This window comes from Paenibacillus sp. UNC451MF (assembly GCF_000686845.1).
Taxonomy (GTDB): Bacteria; Bacillota; Bacilli; order Paenibacillales; family NBRC-103111; genus Paenibacillus_S.
Window position 1 is genome coordinate 77,407 of record NZ_JMLS01000026.1, and the last position, 25,227, is coordinate 102,633.

Sequence of the window (25,227 nt, forward strand, 5' to 3'; positions counted from 1 at the left end):
ATGAGTGTGTCATCCAAAGAAAACACAACCGAGCAGCGCCATGTTATCCGCAACCGGGTATCTTTTCTCGAGTTGAAGGTACCGGGCTATGCTTCCGTACTGGGTATTCTAGTCATATTGCTGCTATGGGAATTGGTATGCCGGATGGGCATTATGCCGCCGTTGTTTTTACCTGCCCCGACAGCCATCCTGTCGGCTGGGTGGGATATGCTGACGAGCGGTGAGCTGCATGAAAACCTATGGGCGAGCTTATATCGTATTCTTGTTGGATATGCGATTGGAGCGGTATGTGGTATCGTTGTAGGCTTATTGCTAGGGTTTTCACGGTGGGTCGATGCTATCGTAAGCCCGATTGTCTATTCGATTTATCCGATTCCAAAAATCGCGTTGCTGCCATTGATTATTCTGTGGCTCGGTATTGGAGAAACGCCTAAATTTACGATGATTGCGCTGGGCGTGTTTTTCCCTGTCGTCATTAATACATTTTCCGGCGTTAAGAACGTCGATCCCATATGGATCAAAGCGGCTGTTACATTTGGCTCAAGCCACTTTAATGTTATCCGCAAGGTGATCCTGCCAGGAGCTTTGCCGATGATTTTCGCTGGACTGAAGCTTGCTGCAGGTACATCCCTGCTGCTGCTGGTTTCTGCGGAAATGATTGCTGCCCAGCAGGGCGTAGGATCGATGATTCTCCATTACGGGAACCTAATGATTACTACGAAGCTGATGGTTGGCGTTGTCGTTCTTTCATTGTTAGGGCTGCTGTTTAACCGCGGCTTGCAGTGGCTTGAAAACAAACTGCTGCCATGGAAATAGGATGGAAATTCTAAGAGACTGTGAATGGATTGGTTGAATATTCAGCCGACTCATTCACAGTCTTTTTTGTATAGGTGAGTAAGTATCGTAGCATATTACAATCGATGTTTTGTTAAAAGTTACAGTTGACGTTAACGTTAACTTAGGAGCATAATAGAATACGACAAAGAGAGAAGGATGATACGGATGACGGCAAAATTCAAGATCGATGACGTAGCGAAGGAATGCGGCTTAACTAAAAGAACGCTTCGCTATTACGAGGAGATTGGGCTACTGTCTCCCCCTGAACGTACAGACGGTGGGATCCGCATGTACACACAAGAGCACATTGATCGGTTGAAACGGCTTATCAACGCGCGAGATGTACTAGGCTTTTCCTTGCAAGAGCTGCAGCGCTATATATCCATTACAGAAGAGCTGGAATCGCACAGACAAGGATACAGGCAAATATCAGACGATAAGGAAAAGCTTCCGAAGTTAATTCAATTGGAACCCGTAGTGAAAAATCAGCTTGTCATTATCGAAGAAAAGCTGGAAAAAATGATTGAAATGCGCGATGAAATTCAACAGTTTCTAAATCGTGTTCAGGCTGCCATAGCCAGAATGAATGGAGAAAATGAGCAATAAAAAAGGAGCTGAGAGTTTTATGGAACCCGCATCATCTGGTAAAAGTGGTTTATTGAGTCAGCCCAAAGCGGTTTGGGCTGTCGGTTTTGCATGTATTATCGCCTTTATGGGGATCGGCCTTGTCGATCCTATTTTGCCCGCAATCGCTGAAAAAATGAATGCAACGCCAAGCCAGGTTACGCTGCTTTTTACAAGCTACAATATGGTTATGGCTATCGCCATGCTAATTACCGGCGTCGTTTCGTCAAGATTAGGCACCAAATGGACATTGCTGCTGGGGATTATCATCATCGCGATTTTCGCAGCTCTGGGTGGTGCTTCTAATGGCATTTGGACACTGGTCGGTCTACGCGGCGGCTGGGGTCTTGGTAATGCGCTTTTTGTCGCAACGGCGTTATCCGCTATTGTTTCATTGTCAACCGCTGGAACAGCCCAGGCAATTATTTTGTATGAAGCTGCCATTGGACTTGGTATTTCTGTTGGTCCGCTGTTAGGTGGGGAGCTGGGCTCCATTTCGTGGCGTGGTCCCTTCTTCGGAGTTAGCGTCCTAATGATTGTCGCTTTTATTTTCCTTCTTGTCATGATGCCAAAAACCAAAACGCTGACGAAGTCCAAAAGCTCATTGTTGGACCCGTTCCGTGCTTTAAAATACCGGGGGCTATTGACGCTCGGGATTACGGCTTTCTTGTATAACTTTGGATTTTTCACATTGCTCGCCTATTCGCCGTTCGTCATGCATTTGAAAGAACGCGGGCTCGGTTATGTATTCCTAGGATGGGGTCTTCTTCTTGCCGGTACGTCCGTATTTATGGCCCCTAGGCTGGAAAGACGCTACGGCACGATCACATCCATGTGTGCGATGCTGACATTGTTTGCTTTAACTTTGTTCGCTATGGGGATTTGGACGTCCAGCAAAGCGGTGGTTATTATCGCCGTTATCGTAGCTGGTGCCTTCCTAGGCAATAACAATACATTAATTACTACAGCCGTTATGCAGGCAGCACCGGTTGAGCGTCCGACGGCATCTGCAGCTTACAGCTTCTTGCGATTTCTTGGCGGAGCGATTGCTCCATGGTTTGCAGGTAAGCTGGCCGAGTGGTTCAATCCGCATGTGCCGTTTATCGTGGGCGGGTGCTTCGTTCTTATCTCTGTGTTATTCGTAATGGGCAATCGTAAACATTTGCTGCATATTGATCGTGCGGAATCATCTCATTAACATAAAAAGCCGACCTTGTTGAGGTCGGCTTTCATGATGAGAAACCTGTGGAGGTAAAAATAGCTTCGGTACTCCCGGTGGGGTATCCCCCTCCAGCCGCTGTTGTTATCGGGAAATTTTTAAATTTAATCGTTGCTGCAGCGGGTATTTCCCAATAACAAAGGCGGACGCTATCGCTCTTCCAGGGGATACCCCACCTACCGCGCTCAGCTATTGGTATCCATAGGCTTCTCAACTCGCCGACCTCAAAGAGGTCGGTTTTTTATGTTTTACGGGGCAGTAGTAAGATAACTCGCTTATTTGGATGTTTCCTTCAAAGAGGAAGGAGCAGCATGAAACGAGAATCTAGGTAACTTCAATAACAAAGCCACGACAAGAAGCATACAGCCGTTGATAGCAAATACGATAGGAATCGAAGTTTGGGATGCCAGGAAGCCACCAATCAAAGGTCCTAGCAATAATCCCATTTGGTTCGCGGATTGGTTCAAGCTGAAAGCGCGGCTGCGGAAGCTAGGATCCGTCTTCTGCGCGATAAAAGCATTCAGTGCAGGGTATACGGCTGCGAAGAAAAGCCCGTAAACAAAGCGAAGCGAGCCAAAGCCGACCAGATTGTGAAACAAAATTTGCAGCAGGTTCCCTAAGCCTCCGCCTAAAAGACCTATGAACAGTACTTTTTCATACCCGAACTTGGTTCCTAGTTTTCCCCAACGGGGTGCGGCGATTAGCGTAGCGATGCCCACAGCTGAGAAGATGATGCCTGCGTTCAACGACGCTGACGATTGGCTGGAGCCCAGCTTCAATACATAGATCGTTAATAACGGTTCAAGGATCATAATAGATGTAGAGGTAATGAACACAATGAATAGAGCCGACATCAGCGGTTTATTGGAGGCGGCGACTTTAAGGTCACTCGCAATAGATGATCGCTTTGCCTCAGACTTGTTGAAGGAGGGCTCCTTCACCCACAGAACGGCAATGACGAACGCGATGAGGACCATAACGCCTGCGACAAAGAACGTTTCTCGTGGTCCGATAAGGTGACTGACGACGCCTCCAAACAGCGGACCGAGAATCGATGCGGTAGCGCTCGAGGTCGAAATAATGCCCAATGCATAGCCAATATTTTTTTCGGGTGTATTGGTTGCCACTAAAGCGATTGCCGATGGGATATACCCCGCGAGCAAGCCTTCCATAATCCGCACCACAATCAGTTCATATGGATTTTGTACCACAAAATATAAAAAGTAAGCGATTGATAAGCATATGCCTGCTCTCAGCATCATAGGCTTTCGTCCATATTTGTCGGCTAGCGAGCCCCAGAAGGGCGCAATGAGCGAGCTAGCTAAAAAGGTAGAGGCAAAAATGACGCCAGTCCATGCTTCGAGATGGTCATTAACGCCTAAATCCTCTTGTAGAAATATAGACATGAAAGGAATGGATACCGAGTAAGCCATGCTCACCAAAAAGGTGCCGATCCATAATACGAAAAGATTGCGTTTCCAAGAATAATCCACCAAAGAAGCACTCCCTTTTCATTCTTTTTGATCATCATAACATTAATAAGAGGTCCTTCCCGATAAAATCTTTTTTTGGCACGATAGAATGTTGTAATGAGAAAGCCTGTCATGCTGAAATTTCGAAAATCAGTTTCATTAAATGGAAATATGCGTTATTTTAGATGGAGATGATTGGCATAACTAGGAGGGATCGATCGTGGGAAAACCGGTATCGTTCAGTATTATAGGCGGCGGAGGGTTCCGTGCGCAATATTATCTTAGAATCGCCCAAGCGCTTCCGGAGCAATTCCGCGTTAATGGGCTCGTTGTTAGGGATGCTGCCAAAGGTGAGATGCTTGAACGAGAGTGGAATGTGCCTACCTTTACAACGTTGGAGGGGCTTTTACAAAAGGAGAAGCCGGATTTTGTGGTTGTGTCTGTCAGTCGCTCTGCTTGCAAGGATTATTTACTTCAATTGGCGGAGCTCGGAATACCTGCATTGGCGGAAACACCGCCAGCCCCGGATCTCGAAGGATTGTTGGAGCTGCATGAGAAGCTTACCTTGACTGGTGCAAGAGTTCAGGTGGCGGAGCAGTATCATTTTCAGCCGTCTCATGCAGCACGACTGGCATTTATACGATCGGGACAGCTTGGGCAGCTGACCGAGGCTACTGTATCTATTTCGCATATGTATCATGGGGTAAGTTTGATTCGGAAAATGCTTGGAGCAGGCTTTGAAGAAGTCGCTATTCAGGCGATGAGATTCGAATCCGACTGGGTTGCAGGGCCTACGCGCAGCGGTCCTCCGACTGAAGAACGTATCATTCCGCTGCAGCGTGATTTGGCTTGGATGGATTTTGGAGGGAAGCTTGGCATTTATGATTTTACGAAAGACCAGCATCGCTCTTGGACTCGCTCGAATCATCTGTCCGTAAGAGGACAACGCGGCGAAATTTTCGACAACCGCATTCGGGTGCTGGCGGATCACGAGACTCCGCTCTATATGGATCTCAAACGGATTAACCGCGGGGAAGACGAGAATCTGGAAGGTTATTTTCTGAAAGGAATTATGGCGGGAGAACGTTGGGTGTACGACAATCCCTTTGCTCCTGCAAGGTTGTACGATGACGAAATCGCTATAGCCTCCTGCTTGCAGCATATGGCTAATTACGCTGCCGGAGGACCTGATTTTTATAGTCTTAGGGATGCTTCCCAGGATCACTACTTGGGCTTGATGATAGAGAAGGCGATTGTAACTGGTGGGAAAATTGTGGCAGAACGCCAGCCGTGGGCACTGTAAAGAGGCTAAGTGTACCGACGAAGGTTGGATGAAGTACGGTATTAGGATTGGGGCGATCTCTAAGGCACTAAGTATGGAATATGGAATGTGAGGATAAATTAAACAACAAATGACATCAACTTAGGTGGACTGCGAATGAAGAGGATTTATCAAATATATAAGACGGATTTACTTAACATAGCTAAGGTTCCTACGGGCTTACTGCTGATGATTGCCCTGGCTATCTTACCATCCGTGTATGCCTGGATTAACTTAAAAGCGATGTGGGACCCGTATGCGAATACGTCCGGCATCAAAATTGCGGTAACCAGCAAGGATGAGGGAGCTACCGTACAGGATAAACAGTTCAATATCGGCAACGAGGTTTTAGAAAGCTTGAAGGATAATCATAAGCTGGGGTGGATCTTCGTCGATGAGGAGGAGGCCACTCGCGGTGTGGAACGAGGGACGTATTACGCCAGCTTGCTCATACCGGCCGATTTCTCGAGGAAAATTGCCAAGGTGCTGGAAGGCGAAGTACAGAAGCCTGAGATTCAATACACCGTAAACGAAAAAATTAATGCGGTCGCTCCTAAAATCACTGAAAAAGGCGCATCCAGCGTCACCTCGCAGATCAGTGAAAATTTCATCAAAACCGTAAGTGAGACGGTACTGACTCGAATGAAGGAGCTGGGCCTCCGATTCGAGCAGCAGCTGCCTACGATCCGTAAGATAGAGGAGCGTATATTTGAGCTCGAGACGCGCCTTCCTGAAATCGAGGACATGGGTAACAAGGTGCTGGACATTGAACAAAAGCTGCCGGATTTTCGTGAAAAAGGCGACAAGATCGTCGAGCTGGAGCAGAAAATTCCGGAGATAGATAAAGCGGGAGCGGCACTGCTCAAGGTGGAGGATCAATGGCCCAAAATCAATGAAGTGGCAAGCGAGGTGCTGCTCATCCAAGAAAAGCTGCCGGATATCCAGCGGGCAGCCGATCGTCTAGTAGAGCTCGACCAAAACTTCTATAAGGTCGAAGACGCGATGAATACAGCCATTAATGATGTCCGCAAGGCGGATGAGATTGTTGGAGCTGCGCTCGGGGCGCTGCCCAAGATCGAAGCTATTGCAACCAATGGCGGGGCTTTTGCCGATCAGCTGAACGATTTTTTGCAAAAAAATGACGCCGCTTTTCAAGCGCTTATTCCTGTTATCAAACAGAATTTGATCTTGCTTCAGCAAACAGCGGATGCCGTGACGCAAATTACTGAACAGCTGCAAGACGCCAATATCGACCCTAAGTCCTTGCTAGCGGTATTGAACTTTGCGGCAGACCGTTTGAATACGGCTGTAAAAGTATTGGATCGCCAAATTGATCTTTTCACAAGGCTGAACAGCTATTTACCGGGGAATCCTCTCGGTAACGTAATTGACCGTTTGACGAGCGTGAGATCGAATTTCAGCCAGCAGGTGCAGCTGATTAACGCCATTGTGACTTCCATTCAAAAGGGTGAGAAGCCGGCCAAAGATATCGTCAACAATTTAAATAAGCTATCCAAAGATGCCAGTACGGCTCTGGGAGATATCCTGTCCCGGTATGATTCGGAGATTGTTCCGAACATCACTAAAGCGTTAAGCCAAATTCAATCCGTTGCGAGCAATGCATCGGACGTTCTGCAGACGTTAAAGTCCAAGCTGCCGGACATTAAAGCAATTCTGCAGGATGCCCAGACCGGCATCCGGTTTGCTCAAACTGAGCTGGATGCGCTGCAAAAGGATTTACCGCAGATTCGGACTCGCATTCATGAAGCTTCAGCTACGATTCAGAGCAAGATGAATGATTTTACGACAGCAGTCAATGAAGCAGTGCCGTTCATTCGCAACGATCTGCCGAGGATCGAACAAAAGGTTCATCAAGCAGCGGATTTTGTGCGAAATGACTTGCCTGCCTTAGAAGATGAACTGCGTAAGCTGTCGAATTTATATCAGACTCGATTTTCGGAGCTGGAAAGCGCTGTGCATCAAGTGGCGGGCCTCGTCAGAAACAATCTTCCGGAGTTTGAGGATGCTGTTCGCAAAACAGCGGATCAGATTAGAAGGCTTGAGGGCGGGAACAGCATCAGCGAGCTGCTGCAATTTTTGCAAAACGATATTCAAAAGGAAAGTGATTTCTTATCCAATCCTATCTTGATTAAGGAAGACAAGAAATTCCCGATTCCGAATTACGGCTCGGCAATGTCTCCTTTTTATACGACGCTTTCCTTATGGGTAGGAGCTATGCTGTTGGTTTCCTTAATGAGGGTGGATGTAGAAGGTGCGGAAGGAGTGTACAAAAGCTATGAGGTCTATTTTGGCAGACTTTGCATTTTCCTGACCATCGGCTTCGCTCAAGCGTTGATCGTGTCTCTGGGTGACTTCTTCCTGTTGGGGACTTACGTGGTACACAAAATATGGTTTGTCTTGTTTGCGATTCTGATCAGCAACGTGTTCATTACCATCACCTATACGTTGGTATCTGTGTTCGGCAATATCGGCAAAGGGCTGGCGATTATTTTCCTTGTTCTGCAATTTTCTAGCTCGGGCGGAACGTTCCCTGTTAGCACGGCTGCGCCGTTCTTTCAGAACTTGAACCCGTTTATGCCGTTTACTTACGCAGTCGGAGTGATGCGTGAAGCAGTCGGGGGAATTTTATGGGCGGTTGCGCTCAAGGATATCTTTTTCCTGATTGTGTTCATTGTTTTGTGCTATGTGGTGGCCCTGGCATTGAAGAAGCCGCTTAGCGGCTATACTAAACGGGTCGCAGAGAAAGCGAGACAGACAAAGCTGATCCCGTAATGAAGATAAAGAGCACCTTGAGGTTGAATTCCGAATTCGGCCCAGGGTGCTCTTTGGAGTGTCTTACACGTTCATTATCATAAGTCAGTAGGGAGACGGTTGAGATACATAGTCAGCACGTCAGTATTGTTGGCGAGGGTATCCATCGTTTTCACGTTCGGCTCGGTGTAAATGACCGGATAATCGATTTCTTCGTAATGAGAGCGAATGGGGAAAGCGAGCTGCTCCTCGTCTATTGAAAATTCTGCCTGAACTCCTTCTTTGTTGCCGCGGGCGTCCAGACGCACCCAACGCTGCAGGGAGTGGAGATATACGGCGTTCAAGGCGTGAATGCAATATCCAGTGTCTGGAGTATCGCCAAGAGTCAGCTTTTGATAGCAGAACCCAGTAGGGATGCTCAAGCTGCGGAGGAGTGCGGCCAATAAATTGGATTTAGCGTAACAGATGCCCTGGCGATGCTGAAGCACTTCCGATGCGGCTCTAGTAACTATCGAGCCCTGGATATCCCAGGAATGATCAATTTCATCCCGCACAAATTCAAAAGCGGCTTTAACGATTGCTTGCTCATCATTGTGTCCACTATGGAGTCTTTGCGCAGCAGCTTGAATTGACGGGTGTTGAAGATCGATAACATCCGATTCCGATAAGTAGTCTGCCAGTTGATTGGATTCGCATATAAGATTCATATCTTCACGGTACACCTCCCCAAATGATTGTGAAAACACAATAAAATGTTATATGTGTGTCACTTATTTATGTTCTAACTATGAATTCTAAGTGTGGTTTTGTCAATAACTGGAGCGGAATAAGCGAAAAAAAAGTAAGTATTGACTTGAATGAATTTATATGTTAACTTACTTAACATAAACCACGAAAAACTAAATAGTTCAAGCTTGCCAGCATCGTCAAGCTTGAATTGGCAATAGGGCCGCTTCTTTAATACAAAGAAGGCGGCTTTTTGTGCGCGGTTAAGCAAATGAATGGTTTATGCAACTAAATATTTAGTGTGGAGGTGCTGTTGATGTATCGTCCAATATTTGAAAAAGGAAAGCCAGGTTTTGCGGGGATTCGCACGTTTATGCATTTGCCTCATGTACAAACATTAGAGAATGTTGATTATGCCGTAATAGGGAATACGTTCGATACTGGAGCGGGCTATGCGGTTGGAACGCGATTCGGGCCATCGGCTATTCGGGAAATGTCTCAACGGATTCGACCGACGAATCCTGCTCAAGGCATTGATTCCAGCGAGTATTTATCTGGGATTGACTATGGAGATTTGACGGTGTATCCGGGATATATTGAACAAAGCTATGAGGTGATTCAAGAACAGCTGGAGCCGATTTTCGAGAAGAAGATCGTGCCGGTTATTTTGGGCGGCGATCACTCGATCTCTTACCCGCATGTTCTGGCGGCCTCCAAAACCTATGGTCCGATCAGTCTGGTTCACTTTGACTCCCACTCGGACGCATGGAAGCCTATGGATGAGAGTCGTCCATATTCTCATGGCAGCATGTTTTGGCATGGTGCTCACGAGGGTTGGATCGATACAGAAAGCTCTATTCAAATGGGGATGCGGGGGTGCTCGGCTCTGACGCATTATGAGGAGACGAGAAATCTCGGCTTCGATTTGCTGACGACGGACCAAGTGAAAAGGCTTGGCGTAGAGGCGTTGTGCAGCCGGATTAAACAAAGGGTAGGAGATAAACCGGTATTTTTGACCTTTGATATCGATTTTCTTGACCCGGTATTCGCTCCCGGTACAGGAACTCCGGAAGTCGGCGGTTTCACGACTTACGAGGCCATACAGATGCTGCGCGGGCTTGCCGGTCTGAATATTATTGGCTTTGACCTGGTTGAAGTATTGCCCGATCGCGATCCGACCCGGGTTACTGCACTGAATGCAGCGCATATCGTTTATGAGGTTATCACTCTGCTTGCTTTGAACAAGCGGAGTGCAATGGAGCGGGTTGTTACGGAGGCGGTAACGGGTTAACGCAGCATAGCTTAGCTTAGAGTAATGACGCGCAAAAACAAGTACTTCGCGCTTATCCTTTGTGGGATAAGCGCGATTTTTTATGGATGAACGAATCGTGAGAGGTGTAAATGCAGTTGGTCGCGGCTATTTATTGGGTGTAGTCGTACTTCTTAAGTTGGGAGGAGGCTGTGTTTCTGGACGAGAGGTTGTTCGTTCTTAGGACGGCTTGTGCCACTTCGACTAACTTTTTTCTTTCGTTCATGGCTTGGGTGCGCATCATCTCATAAGCCTTCGTCTCACTGACTTCTTTGACCTTGCTGAGCATGATCTTCGCGTCGTCGACCAGCTTTTTTTCTTCGAATTTGGAGGCAAGAAAGCTGTACTCCCGTTCAAGGTGCAGTCTTCGTTGAAAGCTTTTGATTCCGAGCAAAAGTGACCATTGGAGCTCATTGTCATTCATGCCGCAGCAGAGAATGCCGTCTACTTTGTCGTGGGGAGCGGTGGTAGCGGGCTTGCGTTCTTCACACCACCAAAACAGGGGAAGAACAAAACGTGAATTAGCTTCGTGAAGCCAAGGCTTAAGTCGGCAGGCAGGGACGTCCAGTACGACAATTTCGAACTTGCGCTGCTGCAAGGAGGCGAGATTACCGGCTTCGATCGAAGTTACCCAATAGTCCAATTCCTTCAATCTTAGATCCACTCGGCACTTGGTCGTCGGAATGTCGTGTAGGTGTAAAATCCGGGTCTTCATGCATGATCACCTCGATTTTAGAGTATGAAGTTGAGAAGAGACATAAAATAGCGAGTGAGGTATATGTTAATTATTGAAGAAATCAATCAAAAAAGTCAATAAATATGTTACTAATATGTTATATAAAATAACAATAAATATGCTTTTGTTTTGATTATCGTAAAATAATGTTATGTTAGTTGACATTAAATTATCTTTGGTCTATAATGAGCTCATAACAACTGCATAGTACACAATCATCCAAGCGATGATTTGTATAGGCAAAGGGGCCGTTGAATCTAACAACGGCCTCTTTGTGCTGTTTATTAGACTAAATAATAACAAGGGAGAGTGGAGTTATGATGTACCGTCCGCAAATTGAAATGGGTAGACCTTTATTTTCTGGAATCCACACGTTTATGCACCTTCCTCATGTACAGACCTTAGAAAATGTCGATTTCGCTGTTATTGGCGTTCCGTTCGATACAGGAGTCAGCTATGCGGTTGGGGCCCGTTTCGGACCTTCGTCCATCCGCACGATGTCACAGCGTATTCGCCCGATATCTCCGGTCCACAACATCGATATTTCAGAATTTTTGTCTGGTATTGATTACGGTGATTTGACGGTGCACCCTGGCTATATAGAGCAATCGTATCAGGCTATAGAAGAGCAGCTGACGCCTGTATTCGAAGCAGGTATTGTGCCGATTATGTTGGGCGGTGACCATTCCATCTCTCTTCCTCACCTTAGAGCGGCGGCCAAGAAGCATGGCCCTGTGTGCCTTGTTCATTTTGACTCCCATTCCGATACGGGAAGATCCAAAAATCCTGAACGGATGTGGTCGCACGGAGCGGTGTTCAGCTATGCGGTGGATGAAGGGCTGATCGATGCAGAGCATTCCATTCAAATGGGGATGAGAGGCAGCACCTTTAAGCCGAACAATCTGGCCGATGCTAGAGAAATGGGCTTCGAGGTTCTTACAACCGATGACGTCCGGGAGCTGACCATTCCAGAGCTGTGCGCGAAAATCAAGGCTAGGGTCGGAGACAGACCTGTGTTCCTTACCTTCGACGTGGATTTCCTGGATCCGGTCTATGCGCCGGGAACGGGCACTCCAGAAGTAGGCGGCTTCACGACATACGAGGCGCAAAAAATGCTTCGTGGTTTGGCAGGAATGAACTTTATCGGCTTTGATCTGGTGGAGGTGCTCCCTGACCGGGATGCCAATCAAATTACAGCATTGAACGCAGCGAATATCGCTTTCGAATTTGTGTGCTTGCTCGCAGTCAGACGTCGTATGGACAGCGTTGCGGCTTCCGAAGACGCGGTAGCTGTAGGCTAGAACAGAACCAGAGGGGGATGAGTCGATGAAGAAGACATACAAGACATGGGGCCTTATATCACTCGCTGTGCTGATGCTGGCCGGCTGCAGCAAACCATCCGCTACGGAGCAAGGCTCTGCAGCTGCAACAGGCAGTATGACCGGTACCGCAGGAAGTCAATTGACCGTCGGGATTACGAATCCGCCGTTAATGTTTAATCCGATTGATTCTGACGGCAGCGGTTCGAGCGGGGCAGTATTCATATACCGATACTTTTTCGACTCATTGGTGAAGACAGTAGGACCGTTGGATTTCAAAATGGCATTGGCGGAATCCTTTACCACCGAAGATAACCAAACCTATAAAATAGCGATTCGTAACAACGCGAACTGGACGGACGGCAAACCGGTTACCGCTCAGGATGTAGAGTTTACGATTAATTTGATCGTCAATCCAAAGACCATCACCACACAGCGCTCCGCGATATTTGCTTTGGATGGCTTGAACGAGAAGGGCATGCTTCCAGCAGGTCAGGATAAAATTTCTTCGATCAAGGTCATTGACGACAAGCATCTGGAGCTGAAAACATCGAAGCCGGTTGATCCTAATCTGCTGTATGAAAGGCTGAGCGATTTACTTATTGTCCCTAAGCATGTATTGGAGAGCGCCGATCCGGCGACATTGAACCAGAATCCGTTCTGGAGAAATCCTAATGTGACTTCAGGGCCGTACAAATTCGTTAAATACGAAAACAAATCCTATGTGGAGCTGGCGGCTAATGAGAATTACTACCGTGGCGCTCCGAAAATTGCCAAGGTTTTTGTCAAAATTATGCCTGCCTCCAACATGGTCGCCCAGCTGCAATCCGGTGAGCTCGATATGAATGCTGCTCAAGGCTCGGGCAATATACCGGCGTCCGAATGGAAGACGGTCAAAACCTTCGCAAATCTTCGAACCGAGGAGCAGCAAACTAGGCGTTACAATTCCATCGAAATTAACATGGAGCGTTTCCCGGATAAGAAGGTGAGGCAAGCTCTGGCCTATGCCATAGACCGCCAGATGATCGTCGATCAATTGATGCCGGGAGCGGGAGAGCTGCAGGATGGCCCTTATTCCAACTCGCATCCTTATCATGATAAAAATGTGAAATCCTACGGATTCGATCCGGAGAAAGCGAAGCAGATGCTGAAGGAAGCGGGCTTCGATATGAACAAATCCATTGAATTGATTGTTCCGACCGGAGATAAGACAAGGGAAATGGCGGGCAATATTATTCAGCAAAATTTTCAAGCGATTGGACTGAAGGTTAAGCAGGTTAACTTTGATTTTCCGACCACCGTTTCTCGACTCGTCAAAGGGGATTTCGATCTGACATTGAGCAGCTTCGGCAGCCTGATGGACCCTGATGGCCCGGCTACGGTATATCGTTCTACAGCTGCTTTGAATGATATGAGGTATAAAAGTAAGACGGTTGACGATCTGTTCAATCGCGGAATGAACGAGACGGATAAAGACAAGCGGTTCCAGATTTATAAAGAGCTGCAAAATACGATTCAGGAGGATGTCCCGTTAATTACCGTGTACTCCGAATACAATCTGATCGCGATCTCCAAATCGGTTGAGGGTAAAGGCGGTGTGACGGACGGAATGCATTACAGCGTCAACGAATGGTACCGCAAATAACGAACTAATGAGGTGAACACATGAAAGAGCTCTTGGAAGTTCGTCAGCTTCGAACATCATTTAGAACCGAGGCAGGGGAGGTGACCTCAGTCGATGATGTCAGCTTCTCGCTGAAGCAGGGAGAGACTTTAGGCATTGTAGGCGAGTCGGGCTGCGGCAAAAGCGTGACCTCCTTATCCATTCTGAAGCTGCTCGGTCGCAACGGCAGCATCAAGAGCGGCTCTATCTTGTTCCAAGGCCAAGATCTGGTCTCTATGCCGGATAGCGAGCTGGGCTCTCTTCGCGGGAAGGATATCGCGATGATTTTTCAAGACCCTATGTCCTCGCTCAATCCAGTATTTACGATCGGCAACCAGCTGACCGAATCGATCCGAATCCATTTGAAGCTGCGCAGCAAGGAGGCATGGCAGCATGCCGTTGGACTGCTCAAGGCCGTCGGATTTCCAAGAGCTGAGGAAGTGATGCATCAATATCCCCATACCATCTCGGGAGGCATGAAGCAGCGCGTGATGATTGCCATGGCGCTAGCCTGTAAGCCGAAGCTGTTGATAGCGGATGAGCCGACAACCGCCCTGGATGTTACCATTCAGGCACAGATTCTGGAACTGATGAAAAAAATCCGTGCTGAGTCCAACACCTCTATCATTCTAATCTCACATGATCTTGGCGTCGTGGCTGAAATGGCGGACCGAATTATCGTCATGTACGCAGGACAGGTGGTCGAGGAGGCTGAGGTCTATGAGCTATTCGAGCGCCCTATGCATCCTTATACCATCGGATTAATGAGGTCCATTCCTCATTTGGAGCTGGAGGATGAGGAGCTGCAGTCTATACCGGGCGCAGTTCCCTCCCTGCTAGATATGCCGGAGGGCTGCCGTTATCAAGCCCGGTGCTCCATGGCTTCCGAGATGTGCAGGAATGCGCCACCGCTGGTTGAGGCTTCTCCGGGACATAAAGTGAAATGCTGGTTTGCCGGTATTGGAGATGTGCAGTAACACCATGAAAATAACCAAATCCCAATGATGGAGGGGAACGACGATGCTGACAACCGGCAGGAGTGAAGCAGTACCGCAGGAGCCTCTATTGCAGCTGAGAGGGGTCAAAAAATACTATCCGATCAAACGGGGGGTGTTCTCCCGAACGGTCGGCCATATCAAAGCGGTAGACGGTATTGACCTGGACGTCTATCCCGGCGAAACGGTAGGACTGGTAGGGGAATCCGGCTGTGGGAAATCGACGCTGGGCCGCAGCATTATTAAGCTTGAGGAACTTACTGAAGGAAGCATTCTGTTCCAAGGCCATGATCTTGCACCGATGGGTTTATCGAAGATGAGGTCCCTTCGCTCTGATTTGCAGATGATTTTCCAAGATCCTTATTCCTCGTTAAATCCCCGCAAGCGGATTGTTGAATTAATGACAGAGCCATTGAGGACATTGACCGGTGTGAGCGAGGCAGAGGCGGTTCGGCAGGCGGCTGAACTTATGGAGCTTGTAGGTTTATCGGCGCAAAGCTTGGGCAAATATCCGCATGAGTTTTCCGGTGGACAGCGCCAGCGGATCGGAATTGCCCGAGCGGTGGGTCTGCGGCCCAAGCTTATCGTCTGCGACGAGCCGGTCTCAGCACTTGATGTATCGATTCAGGCTCAAATATTAAACTTGATGAAAGAGCTTCAGCAGCAGTTTCGTTTAACGTACTTGTTTATCGGACACGGGCTCGGAGCGGTAAAGTATGTGAGTGACCGTATCGCAGTCATGTATTTGGGCAAGATCGTGGAGATTGCCCCCAAGAAACAGATATTCACTATGCCGAGACATCCGTATACGAAAGCACTGTTAGATGCTTACCCTGTACCTAATCCCGCCATGAGAAATGCACAGCGCATTGTGCTGGAGGGAGATGTGCCAAGTCCGGCCTCGCCTCCTCAAGGATGCCGATTCCATACGCGCTGTCCCATAGCTCAGCCGATCTGCAGAGAGCGGGAGCCGGGCTTGTCTGCAGGTGAGCACAGGGTGGCCTGTCACTTCCCGCTCGGAGAATTGGAAGGGATAGGATCGGAGGAACGCGCCTATGCTTAATTATGTGATCCGCCGGTTGTTGATCGCAATTCCTGTGCTGCTGGGCGTTACCTTCTTGAACTTTATCATTATTAATCTCGTCCCGGGCGATCCTGTCGATATGTATGTCAATCCCGATGTATCCGAAGCGGATAAGGCGATTCGCCGTGAGGCCCTAGGCTTGAACGACCCGTTCATGATTCGCTACCTGAAGTGGATGCTTAATTTGGCTCACGGCGATTTGGGTCATTCCTTCAGCTCGTTCCAGCCGGTCGTCAATCTCATCTCAGAGCGTATCGGCCCCACTTTGATCTTGATGGGAGCTTCGATTGTATTCGGTTATTTGATCTCCATTCCTATCGGCGTCTACTGTGCCGTCAAAGCCAATTCCAAGTTCGACTATTTCATGTCGGCAAATTCCTTTCTGTGCGTGTCTATACCAAGCTTTTTCTTGGGCCTTGGCTTAATTTATGTGTTCGGAGTACTGCTGGGCATTTTGCCTACCGGAGGCATGAGCACCATGGGCGGGAATGGGGGAGTGTGGGACACTGTGCTTCATCTTATTTTACCTACAATTACTCTCGGAACATCCATTGCCGGAGGAATGGTGAGATATGTGCGCTCCAGCGTTATGGAGGTGCTGGGTCAGGATTATTTGCGAACGGCAAGAGCCAAGGGAGTTAAGGAGTTCTTTGTCGTCAACAAGCATGCGCTCAAAAATGCGCTCATTCCCGTCATTACTATTGCTGGACTGGACATCCCGATTTTGATCGGGGGAGCGGTTATTACAGAAAGTATTTTTCAATGGAACGGCATGGGCCAGCTCACGATTCAGGCTATTCTTTCCCGCGACTTTCCACTGCTGATGGGTATTAACATGCTGGCTGCTCTAACCGTGCTGTGCGCCAATTTATGGTCTGATATGATGTATGCCGTTGTCGATCCGCGTATTAAGTACAATTAGGATGACTGGAGGAGAAACCTTATGTCTTCGATGGATATGCAAAAAGAACTGACCGCAGCAGAAGCTCTGCCTTCGCTTCTTCAAAGCCGATCCCCCGAGTTTGTTTCCGACAGTTATGCCAAAATCATTATGAGGCGATTTTTGAAGCATAAAATGGCGGTGGTCGGCTTAACTGCTCTTGCTCTGTTGATCTTCATCGGTATTTTTGCCCCGCTGCTTGCACCTTACAATCCGAATGCCATCGGAAAAGCTTTCTCCGCTGCGCCATCCGCCGAGCATTGGCTCGGAACGGACCAAGTGGGGCGTGATGTATTGAGCCGATTAATGTATGCGACACGGGTGTCGCTGTCAGTGGGTGTAGTTACCGTGGCCCTATATGTTATTATAGGTACGGTGATCGGAGCCATTGCCGGATATATGGGCGGCTGGGTCGATATGGTGATCAATCGGGTGATTGATGTGTTCATGTCGTTTCCGAGCTTGATGGTTATTTTGGTGCTAGTCACTGTACTTGGCACCGGATTATCGAATATTATAATAGTATTGGCTTTGCTCGGTTGGCCTTCCGTCGCCAGGCTCGTCCGGGGGAGTGTACTGTCCTTGCGGCAAACGGAATATGTCAAAGCGGGTATTGCGCTCGGCCTAAGCACGCCCAGGCTTCTATTCGGGCATATCCTTCCTAATGCGTTGGGACCGATTCTCGTTAATGCGACATTCGGTGCGGCTGCGGCTATTTTATCCGAATCTTCGCTTAGTTTTCTCGGTATGGGGGTTCAGCCTCCGACAGCCAGCTGGGGTAATATGTTGAATGCAGCTCAGTCGATTACGGCACTGACGAGTCAGCCGTGGCTGTGGATTCCTCCAGGGCTCATTATTATCGTATCCGTACTATCGATTAATTTTATCGGTGACGGTGTAAGGGATGCTATGGATCCGAAGAAAATTAACGCTTAACGGGGAAGGCTCAGGGCCGGCGACGACTTTACTATGATAGTGGTGGGAAAATAATGAACGTAAAACAAGCTTCGTCTGCAGTAAGGTCCGTTATGCAATCTTTTCCTAGAGATGCGCTGTTCTTCCTAACGGCAAGCTTCGTGAATTCTACGGGGAAAGCGGTCATGTGGCCTTTGACCACACTATATGTGCATAATGTAATGGGTAAATCGTACGGAGAGGCCGGACTGATCGTCCTCTATCAAGCACTATTCAGCGTACTGGGGGAATTCGTAGGCGGTAATCTGTATTACAGGATCGGACCCAAAGCGATGATTTCCGGTTCTTTTACGCTCTCATCCTTGGCTTTGTTCGCCATTGCATTTACAGATAGCTGGCCGATCTATATTATGCTCGTTTGTCTGCTCGGCTTTACGAATGGCATCTCGATGCCTTCGATGAACGCTTATGTAGGCTTCAGGTGGAAGGAGCATCGGCGCAAGCTGTACAACGTGATGTATGTATGCAACAACTTCGGCTTGTCTATTGGCGCTATGGTCGGAGGGCTTATCGCATCGATCTCGTTCAAGCTGACGTACATGCTGACAGGAAGTACTACGCTGTTGTTCGCTATCTTCTTGTTCTTCTTTATGAAGGAAAGCTCTTTGCAGTCCATCGGTGATGATGCAGCCATACCGGAAAAAGAAGAGCGGAAAGGCACTGTAAGTGCGAGAGCGGAAATCGTGCAGCTCAACCGCGGACAGTTGCTTCGAAATATTAAGCTGTACTTGTTTATATCGATTGGCTCGATGTTCTTCTGGCTATCTTTCACCCAATGGTCCACAGGAGTAGCTCCATATATTGAAGAGCAAGGAATGGATCTGAAGTTCTACAGCTTACTATGGACGGTTAACGGAATTGTTATTCTTGTCGGGCAGCCCTTTACAAGCTGGATTAAAAGAAGGTTCGCGCAAAATATCGTTCGGCAAATGCTGATCAGCGCATTGTTCTCTGTTTCTGCGTTCTCGTTCATTTTATTTTTCCACGAGCTGTACATTTATTTAATTATCGGAATGATTCTGGCTACGCTGGGTGAGATGATGCTGTTGCCGGCCATACCGACCTTCTTCTCAGAGAGGTCTGGAGTTCATGCTCCGTTCTACATGGGTCTGGCAGGCGGATTCGCCAATGTTGGAAGGATGATCGGACCTCTTATGTTCGGCCATGCTTTTGATCTATGGGGAATAGGTTCTGTGTTCTTCTTGGGTACGCTCTCGTCTCTAGCGGCCCTGGTGATGTTCTATATTCATTCGAATATGAACAAAGATCCCGATCCGGTGCCGGAAGTGAAGCTTCGCACCTTGCCTCATTAAAATTGAAGCTATACTAGCTGCGGCAGCATGCTGATAGTGAACACAGACCGCCTTTTTTGGGCGGTCTGTGTTTTTGAGAAACCTTACGGGAAATATGCTGTAAAGTAGGTGGGGTATGCCTCGGAAGAGCGATAGCATCCATCAGGAAATATCCGCTAATACAATACAATTGAATATTTCCTGAGAACAACAGCGGCAGGAGGGGGATACTCCACCGGAGCATCAAGGCATATTTCAAAGTTTATCGGGTTCTCAAAAAAGAAGACCGCTCTTTCGAGGCGGTCTTTTTTCAATGCAACTTAAGCTTTCTTAGCATACCAAAGAGACTCGATTTCCTCGAGGGATTTGCCTTTGGTTTCAGGTACTACACGCCATGTGAACAGGACAGTGATCAAGGACATGACACCGAAGATCCAGAAGGTCATGGCAGGTCCTGCCGAGTTAAGCATCGGAGGGAACGACTGAGATACGACGTAGTCGGCAGCCCAAAGCGCCATAGAGGCTATTGCGGTAGCTCTGCCGCGGATTCGATTCGGAAAAATCTCGGACAGCAGCACCCATACAACAGGTCCGAGCGAGACGGCAAAAGCCGCGACATATAACAAAATGAAGATAAGGACAAGTGGTCCGGAGGTATGTCCCGTATGGAACGCGATACCGATAACCGCAAGACAAAGGGTCATGACAGAGGAGCCGACGAGCAGCAGCGCTTTGCGGCCTACTTTGTCGATGAGCCAAAGGGCAAGAATCGTGAACAAGAAATTGATTAAGCCTACCAAAATCGTTTGAACAAGCGACGCATTCGTACCGGCGCCGGTTTGCTTGAATATTTCTGGAGCATAATACATGATGGCATTAATCCCGGTAACCTGCTGTAAAACCGCTATCGCCACTCCGACGATAAGCGCAATCCGCAGGCCCGGACGGAACAATTGACGGATGGTAGTATCCTTTTCCTGCTTGAAGCTTTCTTTGATATCTAACACTTCTTGGCGAGCGAGTTCCTCACCGTGAATCTTCAGCAGGATAGGAAGCGCTTCTACCGGTCTGCCTTGTTTGATTAACCATCTTGGACTTTCCGGAACGAAGAAGAGCAGCACCAGGAATAAGAATCCTGGAATAGCACCGACACCGAACATCCAACGCCATGCAGTGGATATATTCCATGCTTCATCTCCTGACCCGGCAATGCCGGAGTTAACGAAGTAAACCAGGAAAATTCCGGTAACGGTTGCAAGCTGATTCAAAGCTACCAGACGGCCGCGGTATTTCGCGGGTGCGATCTCTGCGTTGTACAGCGGGCACAAGGTAGAGGTGATCCCAATCCCGAGACCTCCGATCATGCGAGCGATGATGTATCCGGTGAATGTATCCGGAATAGCTGATCCTATCGATCCTACTATAAAAAGAAGAGCGGCGGCGATCAGCACCTTTTTCCTGCCAAACTTGTCACTAAGGACCCCAGAGCTTGCAGCCCCAATAATACAACCGATAATAAGACTTGATACGGCCCAGCCGACTTGCACTTCATTTAAACCGAAGCGGGTTTGCATAAACCCGATGGCTCCCGAAACAACAGCAGTATCAAATCCAAATAATAATCCGCCCAATGCGGCTACAATTGAAACGAGCGTGACGAACTTGATGCTGCCTAGCTTGGCTTGTTCGTCCGATGTGGGCATGGTCATTTCCATAGAAACGTTCCCCTTTCTGTCGTACCTGCCTTGCGAACGAGATTCATTATAGCACGCGTAAGAACAGGGGAAGCGGGCAATCGTCTTCACTTATTTGTGTTGTTCCTGCACTTAATTTGTTCTGGTTTTTTTAGGGGATACAAATAGGGAAAGGTAGCACATATTTGTTACTAACGAGCAAAAAAGTGCTTGGGTGGTAGGGCGGTGGTCTTTCGACCTCCAAGGAGAGAGAATGAGTCACTGTGATCTAGCTTTGGAGGAGGAGTTGATAGATTTAGTTTAAAACATATGCATTTAGCAAGGACACACGTATACCATTTGAAAAATGGATAAAGCAGGCTCTTAAATTTTATCGTGAAGTGGTAAGCGTATTTGGTCGATAAAGAGAAAGAATAAGGGCTTATGAGATGGGGTTCGTGACATCTACTTTAGCTCTTGGTTTAATTGATGACTTCTGGAATGAAAACTAATAATCTAATCATGAGAAATGATTATTTCCAGGGCTAAGGCTATCTTAGCCCTGGAAAAATTGAAGGACGTTTTATGTTGCAGCCAAAAAGAATTGGAATTATTTTTTTACTTACTGGGACAGTGCTACTGATATTATCCGCCTACCCTCTCTTTTCCATAATTCGAGAGAGTTGGTTGAGTTCCAGTGTGAATTCAAGATATGAAATAAAACCGGTCATTGATATATTCAATGAGTATGAAGTAGTTAAGGAGGTAAAGTCGAAAAAAATATTGGCTTCTCCGTTTGAATGGGAAGGTAATGTAATAGGTGATAACAAAAGATACTGGGATGGATTCACCAGAATCAAATTTTAAGTTTAGAAAAGAAGAACACGTAATGTTAGTAACAATTAAAATCAATGGAAAAGAGGTAACTGAACCAACACAAGCTTGGCTGCCTCCTAAAATTGAGAGGGATAGTAATTTTTTATCTATGTTAAATCTTGTTATAGTTTTCGATAAAACACTAATACACAACAATTGATTATCATCCAAAATTTGATGGAAAATTGGAACGGCTGGGAAATTAAATCACAAAATTGGCGACTAATTTATGTAAATAAGGATAAGACAACAGAGGAAGAGATATTTTCTTATCCAGAACGCGCGGAACATTTGCTGGGAGTGAAGTTAGTACAGATTTCTTCGCAAGCATCAACATTTATTGGTTATACAACTAACAACTATTTACCGAATATTTTCTTTCCCCTCGTATACCCTCTATTCACTTCTTTGTTAGGCTTCATACTCCTTATACTAGGGACGATTCGGTATGTAAAAAAGTAACTTTACAATTATTGTTTGATATGGATGAAAAGGAGAGATGGGATATGGGATATAGGGGAAGGAAGTTTTTGGAAAAAAACCAGTCTGTTTATAAGGATTTTTTCAAGACATAGATCTGTTCGGTTCGATGTTTTCTTACTTTATCAAGAGTAAAGCGAATTGCACTAGAAATGAGCCTCTTCCCTACCAAGAATCCAAGGAGAAAGAAGTTTTGAAAAACAGGTAAAGGCAATCAGAAGAAAAGAATAGTTTCGAGCAGAAAAAGAATGAACGACTATCCCTAGCCGAACTCTAGGGATAGTACATTCCCCCTCACCCCACCCCAAGAACATCCGTAACTAGCGACAACACGAGCAGCACGCCCATAACCCCGCTTGCCGCAATGGCCCAAGCTCTTGTTTTCCCAATACTGCCGGATAATAAAGAACGGGCATACATAATAAATCCAACAGCAAGAAGTAAGAGCTCCAACGCTATGCTGATGGTTGGAAATCGCCATAAACCGAAGCCGAGCAGGGGGAGGTGACCCAAGTTGCCAGGGAGTAGCGGAAGGTCCATCCGGTGGACTAACAGGTCGACAAGCCAATGGCTGAATACGACGGAACCGATAACGAGACCGCTACGTTTTCCCCAGAAGTATCGGGCTAACAAGCCAGCAAGCAACGAGATAAGCAGTGCTCCTGTCAAGGAATGGGTATAATCGGCGTAGATAATGTTTGCCCCATACCCGGTTCCGTCAACTGGCTCCATCGTTTCTACACCCGACAAGAAAAGCGGAACAAACACGATGTCCAGCAGTTGTGTGCTCAGCATGAGCGCCCACAGAGGCACTTCCGGAGTCTTAGCTTTCACAGCAGCGGCCAGACCAAAATGTCCTGCGAACATTTACATCCCTTCCTTTCGCTTGGTGGAACGGACCTTTGCGTCCAGCCATCCGCATCCCGCGCTAAAAAGAATGACGAACAATAAAAAACTCATAGCCTTCCACTCCTTTATAATTCTGGTTTAGCAATGGTTTCTGAGTTCTGTTTCATTGCTTCAATACCGGCAAGGAAGGTATCGATCAGCAGGCGGAAGCTGACATCGAGATCAAGCAGCAGCCCAAAGCCACCCCGTTGTTCGAGTGAAGCAAAGCCATGCAGAAGGCTGCGTAATCCTCGAACGACATGAATGGCAGCGTCGCCTTTTAAGTCGTAAGCGTGCAGCACGCGTACGGCGAGATCGACGATGTCTCCCCCAACCTTTTGGATCTCCGTGTCCGCTGCATCTGGAGCACGAAGCGTTGCATCGTACAAACCCGGATGGGTTCGGGCAAAAGAAATATACGCTTCACTAATCGCGTGTACGGCAGCAGCACCGGACTGGCCTACGGCTGCACGAGTCATGACATCAAGCAGCTGATCCAGCCCGTAAACGGCGAGCTTTTTGCGAAGACCTGGCAATCCGTTGACATGGTTATACAGGGAGGGAGATTTGATATCTAGCTTTTGAGCTAGGGAGGCCAACGTAATCTCGTCCAGTCCTTGGGAGTCGGCCATTTCTGCTGCCGCTTGCAAAACCGTGTGTAAATCAAGTCCGTTTCGTGGTGACATGGGTAAGCTCCTTTTTAATAAAACTAATAACGTTAGTTTTATATTAACTAATGATATTAGTTTTATCAATGGGTAAATTCCATAAAATAAAAAAAATATAAGCTGTGCGATGTTTAGCACGAGGGAACCGCTTGAAGTAAGTTTTGATCGGCAATTATAATAAATAGAAAGTATGTTCGATTACTTAGCTGGCTCTTATAAGGACGTTTTAGGAAATGGACAGGCTTGATGTTGATTGAATCTAATTAGATCTTTGGAAATGAGGAACCCCCATGACATCCTTATTCGAATTACATGCAGATGAGCCAAGACTTCGTCAATTATGCCTTCAAGACACTAGATTGGCAGAGCTGGTTAAAGCGGTTGGCCCACTAACCGTACCGAAACGTACGGATGGTTTTGAATACTTGTCCAAGTCCCTGATCAGTCAGCAGCTTTCTGTCAAAGCGGCAGCAACAATTTGTCAACGTGTAGAACAACAATGCGGCGAGATCACACCGGATTCTATGTTGACCGCTTCGGAGGAAGCCTTGCGCGCCGCGGGCGTCTCCAGGCCTAAGATAGGCTATATCAAAGGGCTTGCCCAACTGGTCAAGCAAGGAGAAATCGACTTCACTGCATGGCACGACATGAGCGATGGGGAAGCCATCGATGCTTTGACGAAGGTAAAAGGAATTGGCCGATGGACGGCGGAAATGTTTTTGATATTCTTCATGGGGCGGGAGAATGTGCTTTCGTTGGGGGATGTGGGGCTACGCCGCGCAGCCTTGTGGCTGTATGAAGGGGAACGAGGGGACGGTCCAGCGTTGGAGCAGCAGAGTCTGGCTTGGGAGCCGTATCGTTCGATTGCTTCTTTGTATTTATGGGAAGCTATTAATCAGGGATATGTTGGTGCAGGAGAGTATAAGCAATTTCGCGAGAAGCTCGCTGAGCAGCAGCGTGAATAAGGGAGCGGGTGTAAGGGATGACGCCTTTTACCGAACAGGTTATTAAGGTTATTAAAGGAATACCGGAAGGGCATGTGATGACCTATGGGCAGATTGCTGAATTGGCCGGAAGCCGGAGAGCGGCAAGGCAGGTCGTGCGGATTCTTCACTCTTCCAGTAAGAAATACAACCTGCCCTGGTACCGGGTCGTCAACTCCAAAGGAGAGATAGGGCTTCAGGAAGAGGAATCCAGATTCATACAAATCATGCACCTGCAAAATGAAGGGGTTACGGTGGATGATCAAGGCAAACTGGATCTGCCCCGTTGGCAGTTTCATCCTCCGTGCGATTAATGCGCAGTGGAGTAAACAAGGCTATGGAAGAGCGGTGCGATCGTGTACTTTTACAAGTTAA

22 protein-coding genes are annotated in these 25,227 nt (G+C 47.5%); 16 read left to right on the forward strand and 6 right to left on the reverse strand.

All coding sequences use genetic code 11. The features are described 5' to 3' along the window. From BP97_RS0124370 to BP97_RS0124380, 3 genes are all read left to right on the forward strand, one after another. Positions 1-816 carry an ABC transporter permease gene (locus BP97_RS0124370; RefSeq protein ID WP_036746458.1) on the forward strand — a complete coding sequence of 272 codons (816 nt, stop codon included), beginning with the start codon at positions 1-3 and terminating at the stop codon, positions 814-816. Positions 817-1,002: 186 nt separating this feature from the next. Further along, positions 1,003-1,443 carry a MerR family transcriptional regulator gene (locus BP97_RS0124375; RefSeq protein ID WP_028551467.1) on the forward strand — a complete coding sequence of 147 codons (441 nt, stop codon included), beginning with the start codon at positions 1,003-1,005 and terminating at the stop codon, positions 1,441-1,443. Between the two features lie 19 nt (positions 1,444-1,462). Further along, positions 1,463-2,659, forward strand: a complete 1,197-nt coding sequence (locus BP97_RS0124380) for an MFS transporter (protein WP_231506378.1) — start codon at positions 1,463-1,465, stop codon at positions 2,657-2,659. Between the two features lie 296 nt (positions 2,660-2,955). Here BP97_RS0124380 and BP97_RS0124385 read toward each other — a convergent pair whose 3' ends face one another. Further along, positions 2,956-4,173: an MFS transporter gene (locus BP97_RS0124385; RefSeq protein ID WP_028551469.1), complete on the reverse strand. Its 1,218-nt coding sequence runs from the start codon at positions 4,171-4,173 to the stop codon at positions 2,956-2,958. A gap of 199 nt (positions 4,174-4,372) precedes the next feature. Between BP97_RS0124385 and BP97_RS0124390 the strand changes: the two genes are divergently transcribed. Together BP97_RS0124390 and BP97_RS0124395 are read left to right on the forward strand one after the other, a co-directional pair. Further along, the gene (locus BP97_RS0124390; protein ID WP_028551470.1) at positions 4,373-5,455 is read left to right on the forward strand and encodes a Gfo/Idh/MocA family protein; all 1,083 of its coding nucleotides are present in this window, start codon (positions 4,373-4,375) and stop codon (positions 5,453-5,455) included. Between the two features lie 135 nt (positions 5,456-5,590). Then, a complete protein-coding gene (locus tag BP97_RS0124395) occupies positions 5,591-8,266 on the forward strand; it encodes a YhgE/Pip domain-containing protein (protein WP_028551471.1) in 2,676 nt (891 codons plus the stop codon). Between the two features lie 77 nt (positions 8,267-8,343). On the opposite strand, the gene BP97_RS0124400 is transcribed toward BP97_RS0124395, so the two are convergent. After that, complete coding sequence (locus BP97_RS0124400; RefSeq protein ID WP_028551472.1) at positions 8,344-8,952, reverse strand: transglutaminase-like domain-containing protein; 609 nt, start codon at positions 8,950-8,952, stop codon at positions 8,344-8,346. A 335-nt stretch (positions 8,953-9,287) separates the two neighbouring features. On the opposite strand from BP97_RS0124400, the gene speB (BP97_RS0124405) reads away from it, so the two are divergent. After that, positions 9,288-10,262: an agmatinase gene (gene speB / locus BP97_RS0124405; protein ID WP_028551473.1), complete on the forward strand. Its 975-nt coding sequence runs from the start codon at positions 9,288-9,290 to the stop codon at positions 10,260-10,262. A 130-nt stretch (positions 10,263-10,392) separates the two neighbouring features. Here the strand turns inward: speB (BP97_RS0124405) and BP97_RS39075 are convergent, their stop codons facing one another. Then, a complete protein-coding gene (locus BP97_RS39075) occupies positions 10,393-10,995 on the reverse strand; it encodes an ANTAR domain-containing response regulator (protein WP_051620932.1) in 603 nt (200 codons plus the stop codon). 338 nt (positions 10,996-11,333) lie between these two features. Between BP97_RS39075 and speB (BP97_RS0124415) the strand changes: the two genes are divergently transcribed. The 7 genes from speB (BP97_RS0124415) to BP97_RS37300 are packed head-to-tail and all read left to right on the forward strand — an operon-like array spanning position 11,334 to position 19,305. Further along, a complete protein-coding gene (speB, locus tag BP97_RS0124415; RefSeq protein ID WP_331281322.1) occupies positions 11,334-12,317 on the forward strand; it encodes an agmatinase in 984 nt (327 codons plus the stop codon). 25 nt (positions 12,318-12,342) lie between these two features. Beyond that, positions 12,343-13,980 carry an ABC transporter substrate-binding protein gene (locus tag BP97_RS0124420; protein WP_028551475.1) on the forward strand — a complete coding sequence of 546 codons (1,638 nt, stop codon included), beginning with the start codon at positions 12,343-12,345 and terminating at the stop codon, positions 13,978-13,980. A gap of 20 nt (positions 13,981-14,000) precedes the next feature. After that, complete coding sequence (locus BP97_RS0124425) at positions 14,001-14,975, forward strand: ABC transporter ATP-binding protein (protein ID WP_028551476.1); 975 nt, start codon at positions 14,001-14,003, stop codon at positions 14,973-14,975. 43 nt (positions 14,976-15,018) lie between these two features. Further along, positions 15,019-16,056, forward strand: a complete 1,038-nt coding sequence (locus tag BP97_RS37295) for an ABC transporter ATP-binding protein (protein ID WP_051620933.1) — start codon at positions 15,019-15,021, stop codon at positions 16,054-16,056. Beyond that, complete coding sequence (locus tag BP97_RS0124435) at positions 16,049-16,999, forward strand: ABC transporter permease (protein WP_028551477.1); 951 nt, start codon at positions 16,049-16,051, stop codon at positions 16,997-16,999. The genes BP97_RS37295 and BP97_RS0124435 overlap by 8 nt, the downstream gene beginning before the upstream one ends. Positions 17,000-17,020: 21 nt before the next feature. After that, complete coding sequence (gene opp4C / locus BP97_RS0124440; protein WP_081824340.1) at positions 17,021-17,953, forward strand: oligopeptide ABC transporter permease; 933 nt, start codon at positions 17,021-17,023, stop codon at positions 17,951-17,953. Between the two features lie 53 nt (positions 17,954-18,006). Next, positions 18,007-19,305, forward strand: coding sequence for an MFS transporter (locus BP97_RS37300; protein WP_064745734.1), 1,299 nt, complete (start codon positions 18,007-18,009; stop codon positions 19,303-19,305). Between the two features lie 299 nt (positions 19,306-19,604). Here BP97_RS37300 and BP97_RS0124450 read toward each other — a convergent pair whose 3' ends face one another. Continuing rightward, positions 19,605-20,999 carry a sugar porter family MFS transporter gene (locus BP97_RS0124450; protein ID WP_051620934.1) on the reverse strand — a complete coding sequence of 465 codons (1,395 nt, stop codon included), beginning with the start codon at positions 20,997-20,999 and terminating at the stop codon, positions 19,605-19,607. Positions 21,000-21,777: 778 nt separating this feature from the next. Between BP97_RS0124450 and BP97_RS40330 the strand changes: the two genes are divergently transcribed. Continuing rightward, complete coding sequence (locus BP97_RS40330; RefSeq protein ID WP_156043302.1) at positions 21,778-21,993, forward strand: hypothetical protein; 216 nt, start codon at positions 21,778-21,780, stop codon at positions 21,991-21,993. Between the two features lie 614 nt (positions 21,994-22,607). Here BP97_RS40330 and BP97_RS0124465 read toward each other — a convergent pair. Further along, positions 22,608-23,180: a hypothetical protein gene (locus tag BP97_RS0124465; protein ID WP_028551481.1), complete on the reverse strand. Its 573-nt coding sequence runs from the start codon at positions 23,178-23,180 to the stop codon at positions 22,608-22,610. Positions 23,181-23,287: 107 nt separating this feature from the next. Continuing rightward, on the reverse strand, positions 23,288-23,887 hold the full coding sequence (locus tag BP97_RS0124475) for a TetR/AcrR family transcriptional regulator (protein WP_028551482.1): 600 nt from the start codon (positions 23,885-23,887) through the stop codon (positions 23,288-23,290). A gap of 272 nt (positions 23,888-24,159) precedes the next feature. Here BP97_RS0124475 and BP97_RS0124480 point away from each other — a divergent pair, with 272 nt between their 5' ends. Beyond that, on the forward strand, positions 24,160-24,834 hold the full coding sequence (locus BP97_RS0124480) for a DNA-3-methyladenine glycosylase family protein (protein ID WP_028551483.1): 675 nt from the start codon (positions 24,160-24,162) through the stop codon (positions 24,832-24,834). 17 nt (positions 24,835-24,851) lie between these two features. Continuing rightward, entirely contained in the window at positions 24,852-25,166 is a 315-nt protein-coding gene (locus BP97_RS0124485; RefSeq protein WP_028551484.1) for an MGMT family protein, read from the forward strand. Positions 25,167-25,227 lie beyond the last annotated feature (61 nt).

Excerpts from the sequence above, each read along its gene's own strand:
- speB (WP_331281322.1), top strand. The coding sequence starts at position 11,334 with ATGATGTACCGTCCGCAAATTGAAATGGGTAGACCTTTATTTTCTGGA.
- speB (WP_028551473.1), top strand. The coding sequence starts at position 9,288 with ATGTATCGTCCAATATTTGAAAAAGGAAAGCCAGGTTTTGCGGGGATT.
- BP97_RS39075 (WP_051620932.1), bottom strand. The coding sequence starts at position 10,995 with ATGAAGACCCGGATTTTACACCTACACGACATTCCGACGACCAAGTGC.
- BP97_RS0124370 (WP_036746458.1), top strand. The coding sequence starts at position 1 with ATGAGTGTGTCATCCAAAGAAAACACAACCGAGCAGCGCCATGTTATC.
- BP97_RS0124480 (WP_028551483.1), top strand. The coding sequence starts at position 24,160 with ATGACATCCTTATTCGAATTACATGCAGATGAGCCAAGACTTCGTCAA.
- opp4C (WP_081824340.1), top strand. The coding sequence starts at position 17,021 with ATGTCTTCGATGGATATGCAAAAAGAACTGACCGCAGCAGAAGCTCTG.
- BP97_RS0124450 (WP_051620934.1), bottom strand. The coding sequence starts at position 20,999 with ATGGAAATGACCATGCCCACATCGGACGAACAAGCCAAGCTAGGCAGC.
- BP97_RS0124420 (WP_028551475.1), top strand. The coding sequence starts at position 12,343 with ATGAAGAAGACATACAAGACATGGGGCCTTATATCACTCGCTGTGCTG.
- BP97_RS37295 (WP_051620933.1), top strand. The coding sequence starts at position 15,019 with ATGCTGACAACCGGCAGGAGTGAAGCAGTACCGCAGGAGCCTCTATTG.
- BP97_RS0124395 (WP_028551471.1), top strand. The coding sequence starts at position 5,591 with ATGAAGAGGATTTATCAAATATATAAGACGGATTTACTTAACATAGCT.
- BP97_RS0124485 (WP_028551484.1), top strand. The coding sequence starts at position 24,852 with ATGACGCCTTTTACCGAACAGGTTATTAAGGTTATTAAAGGAATACCG.
- BP97_RS0124400 (WP_028551472.1), bottom strand. The coding sequence starts at position 8,952 with ATGAATCTTATATGCGAATCCAATCAACTGGCAGACTACTTATCGGAA.
- BP97_RS0124425 (WP_028551476.1), top strand. The coding sequence starts at position 14,001 with ATGAAAGAGCTCTTGGAAGTTCGTCAGCTTCGAACATCATTTAGAACC.
- BP97_RS0124435 (WP_028551477.1), top strand. The coding sequence starts at position 16,049 with ATGCTTAATTATGTGATCCGCCGGTTGTTGATCGCAATTCCTGTGCTG.
- BP97_RS37300 (WP_064745734.1), top strand. The coding sequence starts at position 18,007 with ATGAACGTAAAACAAGCTTCGTCTGCAGTAAGGTCCGTTATGCAATCT.
- BP97_RS0124375 (WP_028551467.1), top strand. The coding sequence starts at position 1,003 with ATGACGGCAAAATTCAAGATCGATGACGTAGCGAAGGAATGCGGCTTA.
- BP97_RS0124475 (WP_028551482.1), bottom strand. The coding sequence starts at position 23,887 with ATGTCACCACGAAACGGACTTGATTTACACACGGTTTTGCAAGCGGCA.
- BP97_RS0124465 (WP_028551481.1), bottom strand. The coding sequence starts at position 23,180 with ATGTTCGCAGGACATTTTGGTCTGGCCGCTGCTGTGAAAGCTAAGACT.
- BP97_RS0124380 (WP_231506378.1), top strand. The coding sequence starts at position 1,463 with ATGGAACCCGCATCATCTGGTAAAAGTGGTTTATTGAGTCAGCCCAAA.